Below are 15,212 nucleotides of genomic sequence, written 5' to 3' on the forward strand. Positions count from 1 at the left end.
CTAGGAGGCGATTTTACTCGCTTGGACTGCACTGGATGAAGTCTCTAGCGGGGTAACATTGCTGCTTTCAACCACCAAGCTGGAACAAGGAATCGTGTCAGCCAGAATGGCACTCGCCATCATACCGGTATGAATTTCCAAACAGCCATGAGGTGGGGCTTCGAACAACAACCGCTGGCCGGGGAAAACAACCCGCTCGAAGTACCAATTGGGAATGTTAGTGATGCGTGCAACTTGGATGGAGCTGGTGGCATTAACGTAACAGCACGTTAGCCCTTTAGTTGAATAACCCAGGGGGAGGGAATCCATCGCTTGCATAGTAGTAGACCGGAAACTATTCATTTTTGAGTTATTAGTAACTTAACATTGGCTGGGGATCGAAGTGGTAGTGTGCGATACGCACCGACAAAAGTTCAGAATTATTTTTTCCGTCAGCCGAAACAAAATCCCACAAAACTTCCACCCCAGCAGACTGAAGACTTTATACAGCAAGCGATTTAGAGACTCATCTTTAAACCTGGTAATTATGGATACCAAACCTGCTCATACCTAAAAGACTACTCGCCGCTCTCTCGAAATTAACTGATTTCAACCCTAAGTGTAGAAATCAAAAGTTCATGAATTTGACACAAAGCCAGTGACTTAAAGGTTACCCTCGTCAGACCTCAGCCCAGTATCCCCCAGCTTAAATCGGCAGTATCTTATAGCAGCTTGCCCCATTGAAGCGATTATTGAGCTGCGGGGATCGCAACAAAGATTACCTTTATACTTTCTTTAGTTTTATGTCCGATCGTGACGACGACCTAACGAGAGATTGCAGATTGTGTCGGGATCGCGGGGGAGAGGGCGACCTCCCAGGCCAGTTGCGGCTGTACGAATGCGAGGAGGTGTTTGCGGAGCTGCTCTAGTCGTTGCACGATCGCCCCTCGGGATTGCTGCCAGAAGTGCTGTTGGAGGTATTCCACCAACCACAGTTGGGCGGGGACATCAAGTTGTTTGGCGATCGCTCTGCCCAGTTGCAGAGATTGGCGCTGGGTGGCAGGCCACTGTTGCAGCGGCTCCAGGAGTTCGGCGGGGATCGCCTGCCAGTATTCGAGTGCCTGGATGGCTCGACCGGGGCTGCCTTGCGCTAAGGACAGGATGGCAGCGGGGATATCGGTGTGGCCGTTACGGGCAAGGATGTCGGCGGTTTGGCTGGTGGAGAGACGGCGAAAGGGGATGAGCTGGCAGCGAGAAACGATCGTGGAGAGGAGGGCAGCGGGATCGGTGGCGAGCAAGATGAGGCGAGCTTGGCGAGGTTCTTCTAGGGTTTTGAGCAGGGCATTGGCGGCGGCTTCGGCGAGGGTTTCGGCGTTGGTGAGGATGATGGCGGAGCGAACGGCTTCGAGGGGGGTGCGGATGGCGAAGCGGGAGATGGCGCGGATTTGCTCGAGGCGCGTTTGAGGTGGGGATTTGCGTTTGAGGCCCGCTGCTATGGCTTCGCTGGGGGTAAGGAGGCGGTTTTGATGTTTGTAGGTGGGTTCGACCCAGAGGAGGTCGGGGTGGCTGCCCTGTTGCACTCGCTGGCAGGTGGAGCATTGGCCGCAGGGGCGATCGCCTCGGGATCGCGATCGCTCCGGGCAGAGGAGGGCTTGGGCGAACCAGCGGGCGGTGAGGGCGCGACCGATGCCTGCGGGGCCTGCGAATAGATAGGCGGGAGCGAGGCGCTGACAGGCGAGGCCCGCTTGCAGGTATTGGAGGGCGAGGTCTTGGCCGATGCAAGGAGGCATCATGGTTGTGCAGGGGTAGATCGTGATTGTGCAGTTTGGGCAAGTTCGGGCCAGCGGGTGGTGAGGAGAACCCAAGCGGCGGTGGCGAGGCAGTCGGGCGGTTGGGTGGCGTCGAGGCGGGCGATGCGATCGCCATTTTGTTCTGCTAGTTGGCGAAAGCCATGGTGGAGGCGGTGGTGGAAGTCGAGGGGGGTTTGTTCGAGGCGATCGAGGCTTTGCCCCATATTTTTAGCGCGATCCCCGGCTCGTTTGAGGCCAGTTTCGACGGGGAGGTCGAGCCAGAAGGTGAGGTGGGGGGCGAGACCGCAGGTGGCGATCTGGTTGAGTTGCTGAATGAGATCGAGATCCAGTTGGCGACCGTAGCCTTGGTAGGCAACGGTGGAATCGGTGTAGCGATCGCAGAGGACGATTTTGCCGCCATTGAGGGCAGGTTGAATCGTTTGGCTGACGTGCTCGGCGCGATCGGCGGCGTAGAGGAGGAGCTCGGTGGTGGGGGCAAGGCGATCGCTTTCGAGCAAAAGTTGGCGGAGGATGTTGCCGAGGGGAGTGCCGCCAGGCTCGCGGGTGGTCAGGGTGGGATGGCCGAGGGTTTCGAGTTTGCGGGCGAGGTGGGTTAGCAGAGTGGTTTTGCCAGCTCCTTCGCCTCCTTCTAGAGTGATGAAGTATCCCGTTGGCATCTGGGTTGGACTCACGCTCGCGATTTCTGGAGTCTAGCCATGGCTGAGGGCGATCGCAACCAAATCCTTAATGAGGTTAGTGGGAGTTCAGAGGTTCTCCGGCTAAGCTTAAGGGATGGTTCCCAGGTATTCCAATATCTGAGAATCGAAGGTTCTCGACTGCTTAGAGATTAGCTTTTAGGCAAGCTTACTCAGAAATCTTATTACTCAGAAATCTTAGTAAGTGGGCGATTGAGCGATGCTTGCTGGGGGCACAGTGGTAGGCGCAGCGAATTCAAACGCAACTGCCCTCCGTGCTGCTAGAACTATGGGTGATATCCTGGGAGCAACTGACCCGTGCTGGCTTGTATGGGAAGGGGCAAGCCATAGAGGGCCTGCGAACGTCACTCGGTACGATCGATATGAGTCGTTATTCTCACGCCATTACTTTGCCCAATGACCAAGAGATACGCTCCAAGCTTAAAGATCTATTGAGCGAACAAGGCTTTAACGTCATTTATGAAAGTGCCGATTACATTGTCGCACGCGAAGAGGCTGGCAAGGTATCTTTCTCCCGGTTAGTGACTGCCGAGCTGTTTTTGAACCGTTCGACCGCCGATCGCGACTATTGGAGTTGCATTGTCAAGAACGAGGAATTGCCCTTGCAAACCATCAACCACTGTCAGCAGCTTTTTGAGAAGCTGCGCGTTGCCTTGGAGGCGTTTGCAGGCTCGATGGTTGCTTAGGTGAGGGGCATCGTTTAGACTAGTTGGGCTGTTGATTGAAGTCTCGAACCATGGCGCGCCACTGCCAGCTCACCCAGAAAAAAGGCAACAACGCCTACCAGGTCTCCCACTCCCACCGTCGGACCAAAAAAGTTCAAGAGGCCAATCTGCAGTACAAACGGGTTTGGTGGGAAGAAGGCAAGCGTTTTGTCCGATTGCGCCTCTCCACCAAAGCGATCAAAACTTTGAGAAAGAAAGGTTTAGCGGCGATGGCTCGCGAAGCAGGCATTAACTTGAATGCCTATTAAATAGGTAGTGGCAAGCACTCAGGCGATCGCCGCCAATGCCTCAGCACAACTCTCGGCGGGCATAAAGTTAGTAAACACCGCCTGAACGTCATCCAGATTCTCCAGTTTCTCAATCAGTGTCGCCACCTTCCAAGCGGTATCGGGATCGTCGATCTCGGCATCTGTGCTAGCGATCCAACGCAAAGCAGAACTAGCTGTCTCGTACCCGGCCTTGCCTAACTGAGTCGAGACCTGTTCCAGTAAGGCGAACTGGCAAATCACATCGGCCCCAGACTCGTCGGCGATCGCATCGTCTCCCCCAGCTTCAGCCACGGCTAGCAGGAGTTCATCTTCGTCAATCTGCCCCTGTAGGCGAATGTGACCCTTTTGCTCGAACAGATAGCTAACACAACCCGTCTCCCCCAAATTGCCGCCAATTTTTTTGAATGCGGCCCTGACATCCGCTGCGGTGCGATTGCGGTTGTCGGTCAAAATTTCCATTAATATAGCGACGCCACCGGGACCGTAGCCCTCATACCGAATCGATTCCAGTTGTTCTCCGTCGGTGAGTAGGCCACTTCCCCTAGCGATCGCCCGCTCAATATTGTCATTCGGCAATCCGGCAGCCCGCGCCTTTTGAACTGCGGCTCGCAAGGCAAAATTCGACTCTGGGTCTGCTTCCCCCTGACGAGCCGCCACTGTAATTGCCCGCGACAACTTTGTGTAGGTCGCTCCCTTGGAAGCATCGGCCTTCGCTTTATGGAGTCGGATACTGGCCCACTTACTTTGAGACATCTGCAATACCGATACACACTTGACCTTGCTTCATTATCTCACTACCCCTCTCCCCGATAGCCCAGCTCTGCCAACAACCCCGCCGACTGTCGCCATCGAGGTCTGACCTTTACAAATAATTCGAGATAGACCTTGCCCACAATCAACTTTTGAATTTGTTGGCGTGCCCCACTGCCGATCGCCTTGAGCATTTGCCCTTGCTTGCCAATCAAAATCCCCTTTTGCGAGTCTCGCTCCACCACCACAGTGGCCAAGATGCGAGTGATTTTGGGGGCTTCTTCAACCCGATCGATCGCGATCGCCACCGAGTGGGGCACTTCGTTGCGGGTATGGAGCAAAACCTGCTCCCGAATCAGCTCTCCCATAATGAACCGCTCGGGCTGATCGGTGACTAAATCGGGGGGATAGTAATAGGGTCCTTCCGGCAGCAGTTGGGTGATGCGATCGAGTAGTGGCGTTAAGGTCGCCTCGTCCAAGGCCGAGACTGACACTTGGGGGGCTTGGGGTAAGAGTTCTCGGTAACTCTGCGCGATCGTCTGACGCTGTTGGGAATCGGTAGGGAGCAGATCTTGCTTGTTGCGGCAGAGCATGGCGGGAACATTCGGAGCGAGCCAATTGACAATGAAGCGATCGCCTTTCCCTGCAGGAACTGACCCATCCACAACGAGTACCGCCACGTCGACGCTGTTGAGAGCGGCGCGAGCCGTTTGCACTAACGTTTTACCCAAGCGATGGTGGGGCTTGTGAATGCCGGGGGTGTCCACCAAAATCACCTGTGCCTTCGGCAGGGTCAGGATGCCCTGCAAGCGATTGCGGGTAGTTTGGGCGATCGACGAGGTAATAGCAATCTTTTGACCCACCAAGCCATTGAGCAAAGTCGATTTCCCCACATTGGGGCGTCCCACCAAAGCGACAAACCCCGAGCGAAATCCTGCTGGTGCTTGGGGGAGTAGACCGGGAATCGAGTCTGACAGATTGGCTTCAGACCCCGATCGCAAAGGGGTAGCATTAGGGTTGGTCATACATCCATAAGAAAATCGCAAGATTTTCCAATTTGCGTCTCAGTTTGGGTACAAACAGCTTACGAGACTTTTGTAGCTTGCGAGATTTTTAATAGCGGGGCGAGCCATGGGCGACAAAGGGCGGATCGGAATTTTGACCAGCGGCGGCGATTGTGCGGGGCTGAATGCGGCAATTCGCGCCGTGGTTCACCGGGCGATTCACGGCTATGGCTGGGAAGTGATGGGGATTCGCAATTCGACCTGCGGTCTGCTCTCCTCTCCCCCCGACACAATCCCGCTGACGCTAGAGTCCGTCATTGGCGTGCTGCCCCTCGGCGGGACGATGCTAGGCACGATCAATCGCGGCAGCCCCTTTGCCTTTCCCGATCTCGATGGTAGCCTCCACGATCGTTCTGCTGAGGTTGTCGCTGCCTACCACCAGCTCGGCTTGAGCGCACTAGTGGCGATCGGGGGCGACGGCAGCCTCGCTATCCTGCGCAAACTGGCTCAAATTGAACCGGGAATGAACCTGGTGGCAATTCCCAAAACCATCGATAACGATCTGTGCGGCACGGAATTGGCCATTGGCTTTTCTACTGCCATTGACGTCGCCACCGAAGCCCTCGATCGCCTGCGATCGACTGCCGAAAGCCACCGTCGCGTCATGATTTTAGAGGTGATGGGCCGCGATGCCGGACACATTGCCCTCAGTGCGGGCATTGCCGGGGGAGCCAAGATTATCCTAATTCCCGAAATTCCCTACGACATCGAAAAAGTCTGTGCCAAAATTCGCGATCGCCAACAGCGCGGCCTCGCCTATACCCTGGCCGTCGTTGCCGAAGGGGTACAAAATCTGCGCGGGGAAACCGTCATGCAGCAGATGAGCCGAGGGGGTCAGCGATTGGGGGGGATTGGCAGCCTGATCGCCGAACAAATTTCCCAATTGGCCGATGTCGAAACCCGGGTCACCGTGTTGGGGCACATTCAAAGGGGGGGGACTCCGTCGGCGACCGATCGCTTGATAGCGACTGCTTTTGGCGTGCGTGCAGTCGATCTAATTGCCGAAGAACAATTCGATTGCATGGTGGGATGGTGCAACCACAAAGTGGAAGTGTTGCCGATCGCCAAGGCGATCGCCGAATATGGCTGTCTCGACTCAACTGATACGCTAATCCAAACCGCTCGCGGCATGAGCATTTGCCTCGGCGATTGATGGGCAAAGGGCAAGGGGTTAGGGATAGGGCCAGTCAGTTATCGCACTCACGGTTTCTATCGCCGCAACCCTGGGTGTAACTCGCCTCCATGCCGCTGACTGCGATCGTTTCTTATTGCTGGTCGAACGTCCTTACAAACAACTCCTGTCGCAACAGAACGAATCGCGGGGATAGGGGAGGAAGGTTGGAAGCGGTATTAAAGTCTTGATCGTAATTCCAGTTTCTGAGGGGGGGACGGTACTGCTGATTAAACCAAACACGATTGGGGTTGGTAAAGCGAGGTTCGCCCAAACTCACAAAAGAACCACGATAGGTCAGCGTTACGTCGTTCCAATCCTCGTGGAAGCGCGGATAATTTTCTAGCCCACCATTGTAACACTCATTGCCGCAATTCTGAGGTGCCCCCTCCACACCACCAGCCGGTCCAGTTGTATCGGTGCCAGCCAGAAATGCCGCATTAATGGTCGTTGCAGATGCGACCGGTCCATTGCCACCGCCACCATTAGTGCCATCATCCGTCCACACATCCCAATTATTTGACAGAACGTTGAGTGAGTCTGCTAAAACTGCGGCTGGGATTTTATTGTTGGAATTATAGTCGCCTGCAACATAGACTGCCTGGTCGGATACAAGTGTTAAGCCTTGCAGATTGGGAGCAGCTGCATCAGAGGCATCTAAAGTTTCTCCATTGTAGAGTCGAACGCCGTAGTTTGTGATCTGCCCCGGCATTTTGGTTAAATCGTTACCGTTCGCGACTGTTGTATGGATCACGAGGCCCCCATCAGTGGCATCGTCTAGGGCTCTGCCACTATCTAGCAAATTTTGAGAGTTGATGCAATTGAGTAAAGCTTCCATGTTGACATCCGCTAACACAATATTGCTATTTTCTCGAACGTTAGAAAATTGACCAGTTGGTGTGAAGGGATCGCCATTTTCATCTAAGATATTCATCACCCCTTCACTAGCTCCGCTCAAGTAAACAGGGGGCGTTAAAATCGGGAGCCCAGTTACAGCGTCCGTAAAGCCTGAGTGATTATCCATACAAGCTGGTGAGTTGAGAAGCGCAGTACGCGCTTGATCGACGGTGCCATCACTGTTGCGAATTTCTACTGCAACATTGTTACCTCCTAGTGTAACTGGCGTACCATCAAATTGAGTTAATTGAGAAGTAGGTGGAACCGTACTATTGATATTTAGTACTATGCGAAGATCGGCACTAGACCAATATTCGGCTTCCTCTCCTGCGCCAGGATTGGGGTCGAAGATACTGACATCGGGCAATTCTAATGCATCGAGCTCGACATCGATCAAGCCATTAGCATTGGTTACTGCGGAAGCTGAATTATCGCTAATAGCAACTCGCCCGTTGCATCCTACTGCGTTGCCACCTCCCCCTTGAGGCGATACTCTAACAGTGCCGCCGCACTCGTCGCGGTCTTTTCTCCCTCGAAAGAGGTCTCCAGCCACCGTGACATTAACATCGTTACCTAACGGATTGTCTGACGAGAAAGACTGGATGTCGAGCGCGCCATTCAAATAGAGGTCGCCGTTCGTATGAACTCGTCCGATCAAATTAAATTGCGGACCGGGTAAAATCTCTAAGTCTTTATTGTAAAATGCAGCAAATTGGAATAATGGCACCAATCGACTTCTAAATACCATCTGCAAGATAGCCTGAGGATCGTCTTCGCCCCTTCGGGTGGCTGTAGAAAATGCACTATAAGTATATTCTTGCGCCCTCAGATTCTCAAATAGTTCGCCACGTGGAATCGGGAAGACTCTTGGAGCATCTAACGGATCGCCATCTACTCGAATGAGATACGTGCTGACTTGATAATTATTAATTTCAATGGTGTCACAATTAAAATCAACTGTACCTTCATTGCCATCTATACAAGCAGGGAGATTTTCATTGAGTTCGGTCCCCTGAGGCACATTAAAGCCTTCAAATATCTCTCGGACAACTTCAGCTCTTAAATTTAAGCCTGCTTCTGCAGCATCAAACCCGATACTACTTGATACTGACGATAGAGACGCAAATGTTTCTAACTTTGTTAAGGCGAAGTAGGCGGAGAGTAGTGTCAACAGGACTAAAGTAGCACTCACCGAAATCAGTAAAGCGTACCCACGGTTATGGGTTGATCGTTTGTGCGCGATCTCGAAGATGATACGTGCGTAGAGATTAGAAGAACGAGAACTATTCATGTAGGCTAAACCCCAATAATGAGCGAGACGAGAATACTTCTTTAGTCGAACGACAAGACGTTGCGAGGGAAAAAGCTTGAAGCGATAGTGCGATCGATCTCTAAATCTGAGCTCACATCTCTAGATCCAGTGAATCCAACATCTACCCTGGCAAGCGTACGCCAACCAGCCGAGCGATTTGCCGATTGAACTGCGGTCAAATTAGCTTGGCAAGCGATATTTCCATCCATATCTTCCAAGCATACTTGAAGAAAAAAATTATCGATTTGGCTGGAAACTCCAAATCGTCCAGTTGCACAATTGCGGTTCGTTACTAGGGTTAGAAATGCGCCAGGACTAAAGCAGTTGCCTGGATCTGCATCCAGAGAACTCAAGAAATATCGATTTTCTTGCAGTATATAAATCCGAGGTTGATCTGTAGCAAGATATGAATCAGCCCAAGTTCCTGTACCTCTGGAAAGCATCAAATTGGTGGAGTCACTGAGGTCTTCGCCATCATAAGGAAAAAACTCTATCCCCTGGCTAGGTTGGTTTATTTTTGTGGTGTCGTATATTGCAGCCGTAATGATTCCTGAAGCATCTCCATTAGCCATTCGGAATTGTGACCAGTCATTCAGCGTAGTATCCTGTGTATCACATCCACTAATGCCCATATTAGAAAGTGAAATATTACTATTTCCACCTGCAGCAATATTGCCACAGACATTTAGAGGATTGCTCAGGCTTCGACGAACAATCAACTGATCGGGAGCCCCTCCTACTCCATTAACTACAACAATCGCTGGAAAATCAGATGGTAAACGTTCACCTCCCTGACGAATATCATTGCCAACAATATCGATCGCCGCTCGCAAATCTTGATTGATAGCTGTTCTTTCGCGATCTCGTATGTACAGATTTCGATTTGCAAACACAAGTGTGAAAGCAACTCCAAAAAGCCCAGAAGCAATCAAGCCACTAACAACCAACTCGGTTAATGTAAAGCCTAAATTTCGAGGCGATTTCATCTCAGTTTTGAGAAGGTATTTTATCAGACTAAAAAGTTTCATTGTTAGAATCTCAAAAGTAGAATATCTAATCCATTTGGTGAATTGCAAGACTACCAAATCAACAGAGTTCAGAAGAGTACGTAATGGCCGATCGCTCGCTAGAGATTGAAATTCTCACTCAAGTGGAACGAAAACTGTTTCAGTAACAAATTGGCTGCGCTGTGGGTTTGGGTCGTTGTTGTTGACGACAGTCACTCGAATGTGGCGTCGATTGGGACTGGTGCAGTAGTTTGGCTCGGCATCGGGAGGACAATATTCGGTCATAACAGTGAAGTTCTCGCCATTGAATGTCACCACAGGTGTAGTTTCAGTGCCACTTGCCGGTAGCGCACCGAAGTCTAGCTGTCGAAGCCGATCTAATTCCTGTCTGCCGAGCAACATGGCGTCGTTGCGTCGCTGGGTAGAGCGGTTGGATGATGTCATTCCCACAAAGCCAGATGAAAAAGCGCCAATTGCGATGAGTACGATGGCGAGCGCTGCCAACGTCTCAACTAAGGTGAAACCGCGATCGCCGTTTCCGATGGGTTGATAGATTGACAATAGTTGCTCCGAATTGCTACGCACTTGGTGCTTTCGAGAACCTTTAGCGATCGCCATTTGTTTTTCTCCTTTTCCTCTGGCAACTTTTAGCTTCAGCTGTATTTGAAGATTGGAGCTTATTGAGAAATCTGTAAATCAATCGATCCACCCCGTAAAACGTTCAAATTAGCGGTTCTGCCCATTGCTCCTCCATTCCTCTCACTCAGTTGAATAACGTTGACACCAGGAGCCATCACGGCGATGCCTTGGCTGTTAAAACACACTTCCCAGCCAATCGTCATGGCTACGCTATCCTCTATTTCGAGGTCATTAATAGCAGAATCGTCTGCAAAGCTTGCTGGATCCGCCCCACAGTTGTTCGCCTGCTGAACTGCAATTTCAGAGTCATCTACGGTAATGACTCGATAGGCACTTGTTGTCGCCATTGCACGAGTCCGGGCTTGCCTGATATGACTGCTCAGTCGATCTGCTGACAGCCTGAGCGGGTCGTCTACGTTGAACAGCGAAGGAGCTGCAAGTCCGGCTCCAATCGCAATAATTGCCAAAACCACTAGCAGTTCTGGCAAAGATTGACCCCTTTCGGAGCTGAATCGCAGCATAGATGCTAATGCCACTCGTTCGTGAAGATGGGATAGCACTAGAAATCTCCTCAATTTGTGCATAGCAACACTAGGGCAACAGAGAGCGCCATTAGTTGGTTGAAGCATTCGTCCGATATATGGCTCAACAGTATGGATACTGATAACACTGCAAGTGAGTCGGTATCATTTACAGCAACAGCCTATAAACTCTTAAGTGTCGCTCAGTAAGAATTATGCCACATAGATCAATGGATCTGTGGCATAAAAATATAAGAAGCAACGACATCAAGCCCAATATTAGGATCTGCTGTTTTGTGTAACACCGGTATTGTTCCCCAAGAACCTACAGTTCTTTCTAGGAAGAGGGCAAAACTTTATCTAAACTTCACAGTCTTTCTATCCTACATCTCAAGTATATAAATAAATTTTATACTTTAAAATTACTCAATTGGTCGCATTTATTTGGCTTGCTGCTTTTGCATGAATTGACCCATGTGCAATTTCAATGATGTAATTTCAATTCAAACCAACGAGTCTCTGAATCGGTTGATTGGCTTGTGACTCTGCACCCCAGTGGCCTAGCCAACAGATGAAGAGACGAACGCGAGAGAAGATACATTACAGAGGTGTCGAGCTGCATGCACTGGCTCGATGCCAACTTATTCAGTTTCCAGCTTGAGCATGAACGTTACAACCATCTCGACAACCCCCTATACCGACCAAAAACCCGGCACCTCCGGTCTGCGCAAAAAGGTTCCCACCTTTCAGCAACCGAATTACCTAGAGAACTTTGTCCAATCCATCTTCGACAGCCTTCAAGGCTACCGGGGGGCTACTCTCGTGGTGGGGGGTGACGGACGCTACTACAATCGCGAAGCGATTCAAATCATCCTCAAGATGGCAGCGGCCAACGGCTTTGGACGTATTCTCGTCGGCCAAAACGGCATTCTTTCCACGCCGGCCGTCTCTTGCATCATCCGCAAACACAATGCATTCGGCGGCATTGTCCTCTCGGCCAGCCACAACCCCGGTGGCCCCACAGAAGATTTCGGCATTAAGTACAACATTGGCAATGGCGGCCCCGCCCCCGAAAAGGTCACCTCCGCCATCTTCGATCGCACCAAAACCCTCTCCGAGTACGCCATCCTCGCAGCTGGGGATGTGGATCTCGATCGCCTCGGCACCACCCAACTAGGCAACACCACGATCGAAATCGTGGATGCTGTTGTCGACTACGCCGAGCTGATGGAGTCGCTGTTTGACTTCGATAAAATTCGCAAACTCCTTACCAGCGGCAACTTCCGCATGTGTATGGACTCACTGCACGCTGTCACCGGCCCCTATGCCACCGCCATTTTTGAAGGCAAGCTAGGCGCACCCTCCGGCACCGTTCAAAACGGGACTCCCCTCGAAGACTTTGGCGGCGGGCACCCCGATCCCAACCTGGTCTACGCCCGCGATTTGGTCGAGTTGTTGTTTGGAGACAACGCCCCCGATTTTGGCGCGGCTTCAGATGGCGATGGCGATCGCAATATGATTCTCGGTCGCCAGTTTTTTGTGAACCCCAGTGACAGCCTCGCCATTCTCGCCGCCAACGCCACCCTCGTTCCCGGCTATCGGAACGGTCTGGCAGGTGTAGCCCGCTCGATGCCCACCAGCGCTGCTGTCGATCGCGTCGCCGCAAAACTGGGCATCGACTGCTACGAAACCCCGACGGGCTGGAAGTTCTTCGGCAATTTACTGGATGCGGGCAAAGCCACTCTCTGCGGCGAAGAGAGTTTCGGGACGGGCTCGGACCACGTTCGCGAGAAGGACGGTTTGTGGGCGGTATTGTTCTGGCTGAATATTTTGGCAGCAACCGGCAAGTCGGTGGAGGAGATTTGTCAGGAGCACTGGGCCGCGTACGGACGCAACTACTATTCTCGCCACGATTACGAAGCGGTGGATAAGCAGTCTGCCGCGGAGTTGATGGAACGCTTGCGGGGGATGCTCTGCGATCTGCCGGGTAAGGAATGGGGACCGTTTGAGGTCGAATATGCTGACGATTTTAGCTACACCGATCCAGTGGATGGCAGTGTGGCGGAAAAGCAAGGTATTCGTATTGGCATGACTGATGGCTCCCGCATGGTTTTCCGGCTGTCCGGTACGGGCACTCAGGGGGCGACGTTACGCCTCTATCTCGAAAGCTTCGAGCCCGACTCTGCCAAGCATCACCTCGATCCTCAGACGGCTTTGGCGTCGTTAATTGCTCTGGCTGACGAGTTGGCGAAGATTCGCAAGTTTACGGGCCGCGAGAAGCCGACAGTAACGACCTAAACCAACAACTCCTCACAGCAATTGCCGCGAGACTATACTCTTGCAGCAATTGCTCGATAGAGATTGCAGAGAGGTTGGACCGAAGCGGAGTTCCGCTAAGGCATAGCCTCGAAATCTCGACAGGAAATTGCCCCTTCAGTAAAGGCAGTGGCGGGGTGAACTGTGCAAGGCAGCCGCATCTCGCCGGTAAAGAACGAGCAGCCGGTGCAAGGAATCTGGTGGAGTCGTCGCAGGCGATCGAAACCGCGTTTGAGGGTCAGTAATGTTCTCCAGACCCAGAAGGCGAGGAGCGAGAGGGTGATGGCACAACCGAGTGCGGGAGGGATGGTCATAATTGCAGGGAAGGAGCGGGAGCGGAGAACGGGCATCGGGTGGGCGATCGCCTAGAGAAGAGAGCGGGGCCTAGCAAACGCACTGCGCCTCAGGGGAGTTTGGCGTTCTGCTGCCGACCAAAACTGCAGCAACTCTGTCTCGATCGACTGGGGATAAAAGCGGTGAAAGAAATGCCGACCTCGAGGACAGACCCAGAGGCGATCGCCTTCTTTCAACCATTTTGTCCATTCCTTCAAGGCATCGACGGTCACCACAGTATCGTCACGACTGCCTGCAACCAAGAGCGGGACGTCGCAGCCCCCGGCAGGAATGGAGTCGATCTTCCATAAAGAGTGAGGGGATAGAGAGTCTTCTAAATCTTGCTTTAAAAGCGCTTGCAACCACTTTGACACGGCCAATTTCTGAGTGCCAAACAGCTCCCGCACCATTTGGGCTAAGACCAGTGCCTGACTGCAGGGCAACACCTGTCGGCGAGTATAATAATGCGCCTGCCAATCAGCGGCGGGTTGCACCCCTACCGACAATAACGAGAGCGATTTAACCTGTTCGGGAAAAAATCGGGCATAGATCAATCCCAAGACACCCGACATGCCGTGCCCTACCAAATGAACCGGCTGCGATAGCGAGCACAAATAGTCATCCAGTAAGACTACTGCTTCGGCTAGCGATCCCGGCTCGTCCGGCCCCTGGCAGTATTGCCAAGTCGAGATCGTCACTGATTGGCTCAAACCTCGCAATAGAGGGCGATCGAGTTGATGTAAGTGCGAACTGAGGCTGAGCCACAACACTTGCGTCGCTTTAAATGGAACTTTGACGCAACTGTCCACAGTAACTCTGCTCCTAGTTCGATAAGGTTGATGGGGAGACATTACTAGCTTGGCAGCCCACACTCAGCAATTTGTCAAAATATCAAGATCATTTCATAAATCGCAATTTATAGTAGCGTTTATAGCTCAGCAAAACACCAACAGAGCTCCCCTTCAGGTCTCCTATCGATCGCAGCGCAGATCGGCGCAAGGCTATCCAACTCTTGCAAAAAGCTTGAGTCTCGCGCTCTCGAAATCGAGCTCGAGCTCTGGGGAATAGGCCGAGCCCGAGGCTGAATTGAACCGGCTAGAAAGATTTAGGTTTGTTGATGAAACGTGGAATGTCAGTAATTTTCAAGCATAATCGGGGTACTGGTAAAAGTAACGAACTGATTTTTTACTGACTTCCACTCATGATGAGAATAATCACTACATTGGCCCGAGGCTGCGCATTAAGCGCGATCGTGGCCGTGGCTCTGCCCCTGGCAGCCGAGGCCCAATACGAGAATTTTTACTTATCCCCTGGCTTTACTCCCGACCCAGCGGTGGGAACGGGTATGTCTGGCGGTACCGTAAATACGGGAGATTGCGGGTATATCGATACCACTCCCGATCATGTCCTGACGGTTACGAAGCCTTTCCAATACTTAAAAGCCTATGTTGATGCACCGGGGGACGTAACCCTGCTGGTGACGGGGCCCGATGGGCGCTTCTGTCGGGATGATGAAGTGGGGCTGCTGCCGCAGTTGTGGGGCACCTGGCCTGCGGGCACCTATCAAATCTGGATTGGTGATTTTGTCGGCAGTGGCTCGGGCACCTATCCCTACTCTTTATATTTAACTGAGATTGAATAGACGATCGCCTTCAGGGCTCCACTCGATTGACAGACTGTGGCTGGGGACCGAGAGCCGCTAGGCTAGGATGGCATTCTCCAG

Annotated in this window: 16 protein-coding genes and 1 pseudogene; 5 read left to right on the forward strand and 12 right to left on the reverse strand. The window is 52.3% G+C overall.

Going from position 1 to position 15,212, the window contains the following annotated elements:
• The 3 genes from SYN7336_RS26235 to tmk all read right to left on the reverse strand — a co-directional run bounded on the left by SYN7336_RS26235 (position 1) and on the right by tmk (position 2,446).
• Positions 1 to 318 carry a DUF1830 domain-containing protein gene (locus tag SYN7336_RS26235; RefSeq protein ID WP_173399686.1) on the reverse strand — a complete coding sequence of 106 codons (318 nt, stop codon included), beginning with the start codon at positions 316 to 318 and terminating at the stop codon, positions 1 to 3.
• A 485-nt stretch (positions 319 to 803) separates the two neighbouring features.
• On the reverse strand, positions 804 to 1,772 hold the full coding sequence (gene holB, locus SYN7336_RS15870) for a DNA polymerase III subunit delta' (protein ID WP_156820174.1): 969 nt from the start codon (positions 1,770 to 1,772) through the stop codon (positions 804 to 806).
• Positions 1,769 to 2,446, reverse strand: a complete 678-nt coding sequence (gene tmk, locus SYN7336_RS15875; RefSeq protein ID WP_017326939.1) for a dTMP kinase — start codon at positions 2,444 to 2,446, stop codon at positions 1,769 to 1,771. The genes holB and tmk overlap by 4 nt, the downstream gene beginning before the upstream one ends.
• 401 nt (positions 2,447 to 2,847) lie before the next feature.
• On the opposite strand from tmk, the gene SYN7336_RS15880 reads away from it, so the two are divergent.
• Positions 2,848 to 3,171, forward strand: a complete 324-nt coding sequence (locus SYN7336_RS15880; protein WP_017326940.1) for a hypothetical protein — start codon at positions 2,848 to 2,850, stop codon at positions 3,169 to 3,171.
• Positions 3,172 to 3,221: 50 nt separating this feature from the next.
• Positions 3,222 to 3,458, forward strand: coding sequence for a 50S ribosomal protein L28 (gene rpmB, locus SYN7336_RS15885; protein WP_017326941.1), 237 nt, complete (start codon positions 3,222 to 3,224; stop codon positions 3,456 to 3,458).
• An 18-nt stretch (positions 3,459 to 3,476) separates the two neighbouring features.
• Here rpmB and SYN7336_RS15890 read toward each other — a convergent pair whose 3' ends face one another.
• Both SYN7336_RS15890 and era read right to left on the reverse strand, forming a co-directional pair.
• Entirely contained in the window at positions 3,477 to 4,232 is a 756-nt protein-coding gene (locus tag SYN7336_RS15890; protein ID WP_017326942.1) for a YebC/PmpR family DNA-binding transcriptional regulator, read from the reverse strand.
• A 41-nt stretch (positions 4,233 to 4,273) separates the two neighbouring features.
• Complete coding sequence (era, locus tag SYN7336_RS15895) at positions 4,274 to 5,254, reverse strand: GTPase Era (protein WP_017326943.1); 981 nt, start codon at positions 5,252 to 5,254, stop codon at positions 4,274 to 4,276.
• Between the two features lie 106 nt (positions 5,255 to 5,360).
• Between era and SYN7336_RS15900 the strand changes: the two genes are divergently transcribed.
• On the forward strand, positions 5,361 to 6,446 hold the full coding sequence (locus SYN7336_RS15900; protein WP_017326944.1) for an ATP-dependent 6-phosphofructokinase: 1,086 nt from the start codon (positions 5,361 to 5,363) through the stop codon (positions 6,444 to 6,446).
• A 112-nt stretch (positions 6,447 to 6,558) separates the two neighbouring features.
• Here the strand turns inward: SYN7336_RS15900 and SYN7336_RS28140 are convergent, their stop codons facing one another.
• The 5 genes and pseudogenes from SYN7336_RS28140 to SYN7336_RS33040 all read right to left on the reverse strand — a co-directional run.
• Positions 6,559 to 8,652, reverse strand: coding sequence for a hypothetical protein (locus SYN7336_RS28140; protein ID WP_156820175.1), 2,094 nt, complete (start codon positions 8,650 to 8,652; stop codon positions 6,559 to 6,561).
• Positions 8,653 to 8,693: 41 nt separating this feature from the next.
• A complete protein-coding gene (locus SYN7336_RS15910; RefSeq protein ID WP_156820176.1) occupies positions 8,694 to 9,701 on the reverse strand; it encodes a PilW family protein in 1,008 nt (335 codons plus the stop codon).
• A gap of 114 nt (positions 9,702 to 9,815) precedes the next feature.
• Positions 9,816 to 10,298, reverse strand: a complete 483-nt coding sequence (locus tag SYN7336_RS15915; RefSeq protein WP_083885769.1) for a prepilin-type N-terminal cleavage/methylation domain-containing protein — start codon at positions 10,296 to 10,298, stop codon at positions 9,816 to 9,818.
• A gap of 59 nt (positions 10,299 to 10,357) precedes the next feature.
• Positions 10,358 to 10,666, reverse strand: coding sequence for a hypothetical protein (locus tag SYN7336_RS32360; protein WP_227498714.1), 309 nt, complete (start codon positions 10,664 to 10,666; stop codon positions 10,358 to 10,360).
• 87 nt (positions 10,667 to 10,753) lie between these two features.
• Positions 10,754 to 10,948: pseudogene (locus tag SYN7336_RS33040) on the reverse strand (type II secretion system protein); the annotation flags it as partial.
• Positions 10,949 to 11,503: 555 nt separating this feature from the next.
• On the opposite strand from SYN7336_RS33040, the gene SYN7336_RS15925 reads away from it, so the two are divergent.
• On the forward strand, positions 11,504 to 13,138 hold the full coding sequence (locus tag SYN7336_RS15925; protein ID WP_017326949.1) for an alpha-D-glucose phosphate-specific phosphoglucomutase: 1,635 nt from the start codon (positions 11,504 to 11,506) through the stop codon (positions 13,136 to 13,138).
• 95 nt (positions 13,139 to 13,233) lie between these two features.
• On the opposite strand, the gene SYN7336_RS29050 is transcribed toward SYN7336_RS15925, so the two are convergent.
• Together SYN7336_RS29050 and SYN7336_RS15935 are read right to left on the reverse strand one after the other, a co-directional pair.
• Positions 13,234 to 13,506 carry a hypothetical protein gene (locus tag SYN7336_RS29050; RefSeq protein WP_156820177.1) on the reverse strand — a complete coding sequence of 91 codons (273 nt, stop codon included), beginning with the start codon at positions 13,504 to 13,506 and terminating at the stop codon, positions 13,234 to 13,236.
• 15 nt (positions 13,507 to 13,521) lie between these two features.
• Positions 13,522 to 14,298, reverse strand: coding sequence for an alpha/beta fold hydrolase (locus SYN7336_RS15935; protein WP_017326951.1), 777 nt, complete (start codon positions 14,296 to 14,298; stop codon positions 13,522 to 13,524).
• A 395-nt stretch (positions 14,299 to 14,693) separates the two neighbouring features.
• Between SYN7336_RS15935 and SYN7336_RS26245 the strand changes: the two genes are divergently transcribed.
• Entirely contained in the window at positions 14,694 to 15,131 is a 438-nt protein-coding gene (locus SYN7336_RS26245; RefSeq protein ID WP_038026040.1) for a hypothetical protein, read from the forward strand.
• The last annotated feature ends 81 nt before the right edge of the window (positions 15,132 to 15,212 follow it).

Source organism: Synechococcus sp. PCC 7336, assembly GCF_000332275.1.
In the GTDB taxonomy this organism is placed as follows: Bacteria; Cyanobacteriota; Cyanobacteriia; order Thermostichales; family PCC-7336; genus PCC-7336.

Excerpts from the sequence above, each read along its gene's own strand:
- SYN7336_RS15925 (WP_017326949.1), top strand. The coding sequence starts at position 11,504 with ATGAACGTTACAACCATCTCGACAACCCCCTATACCGACCAAAAACCC.
- SYN7336_RS28140 (WP_156820175.1), bottom strand. The coding sequence starts at position 8,652 with ATGAATAGTTCTCGTTCTTCTAATCTCTACGCACGTATCATCTTCGAG.
- holB (WP_156820174.1), bottom strand. The coding sequence starts at position 1,772 with ATGATGCCTCCTTGCATCGGCCAAGACCTCGCCCTCCAATACCTGCAA.
- SYN7336_RS26235 (WP_173399686.1), bottom strand. The coding sequence starts at position 318 with ATGCAAGCGATGGATTCCCTCCCCCTGGGTTATTCAACTAAAGGGCTA.
- rpmB (WP_017326941.1), top strand. The coding sequence starts at position 3,222 with ATGGCGCGCCACTGCCAGCTCACCCAGAAAAAAGGCAACAACGCCTAC.
- tmk (WP_017326939.1), bottom strand. The coding sequence starts at position 2,446 with ATGCCAACGGGATACTTCATCACTCTAGAAGGAGGCGAAGGAGCTGGC.
- SYN7336_RS29050 (WP_156820177.1), bottom strand. The coding sequence starts at position 13,506 with ATGCCCGTTCTCCGCTCCCGCTCCTTCCCTGCAATTATGACCATCCCT.
- SYN7336_RS15910 (WP_156820176.1), bottom strand. The coding sequence starts at position 9,701 with ATGAAACTTTTTAGTCTGATAAAATACCTTCTCAAAACTGAGATGAAA.
- SYN7336_RS15900 (WP_017326944.1), top strand. The coding sequence starts at position 5,361 with ATGGGCGACAAAGGGCGGATCGGAATTTTGACCAGCGGCGGCGATTGT.
- SYN7336_RS15915 (WP_083885769.1), bottom strand. The coding sequence starts at position 10,298 with ATGGCGATCGCTAAAGGTTCTCGAAAGCACCAAGTGCGTAGCAATTCG.
- SYN7336_RS15890 (WP_017326942.1), bottom strand. The coding sequence starts at position 4,232 with ATGTCTCAAAGTAAGTGGGCCAGTATCCGACTCCATAAAGCGAAGGCC.
- SYN7336_RS15880 (WP_017326940.1), top strand. The coding sequence starts at position 2,848 with ATGAGTCGTTATTCTCACGCCATTACTTTGCCCAATGACCAAGAGATA.
- SYN7336_RS26245 (WP_038026040.1), top strand. The coding sequence starts at position 14,694 with ATGAGAATAATCACTACATTGGCCCGAGGCTGCGCATTAAGCGCGATC.
- era (WP_017326943.1), bottom strand. The coding sequence starts at position 5,254 with ATGACCAACCCTAATGCTACCCCTTTGCGATCGGGGTCTGAAGCCAAT.
- SYN7336_RS32360 (WP_227498714.1), bottom strand. The coding sequence starts at position 10,666 with ATGGCGACAACAAGTGCCTATCGAGTCATTACCGTAGATGACTCTGAA.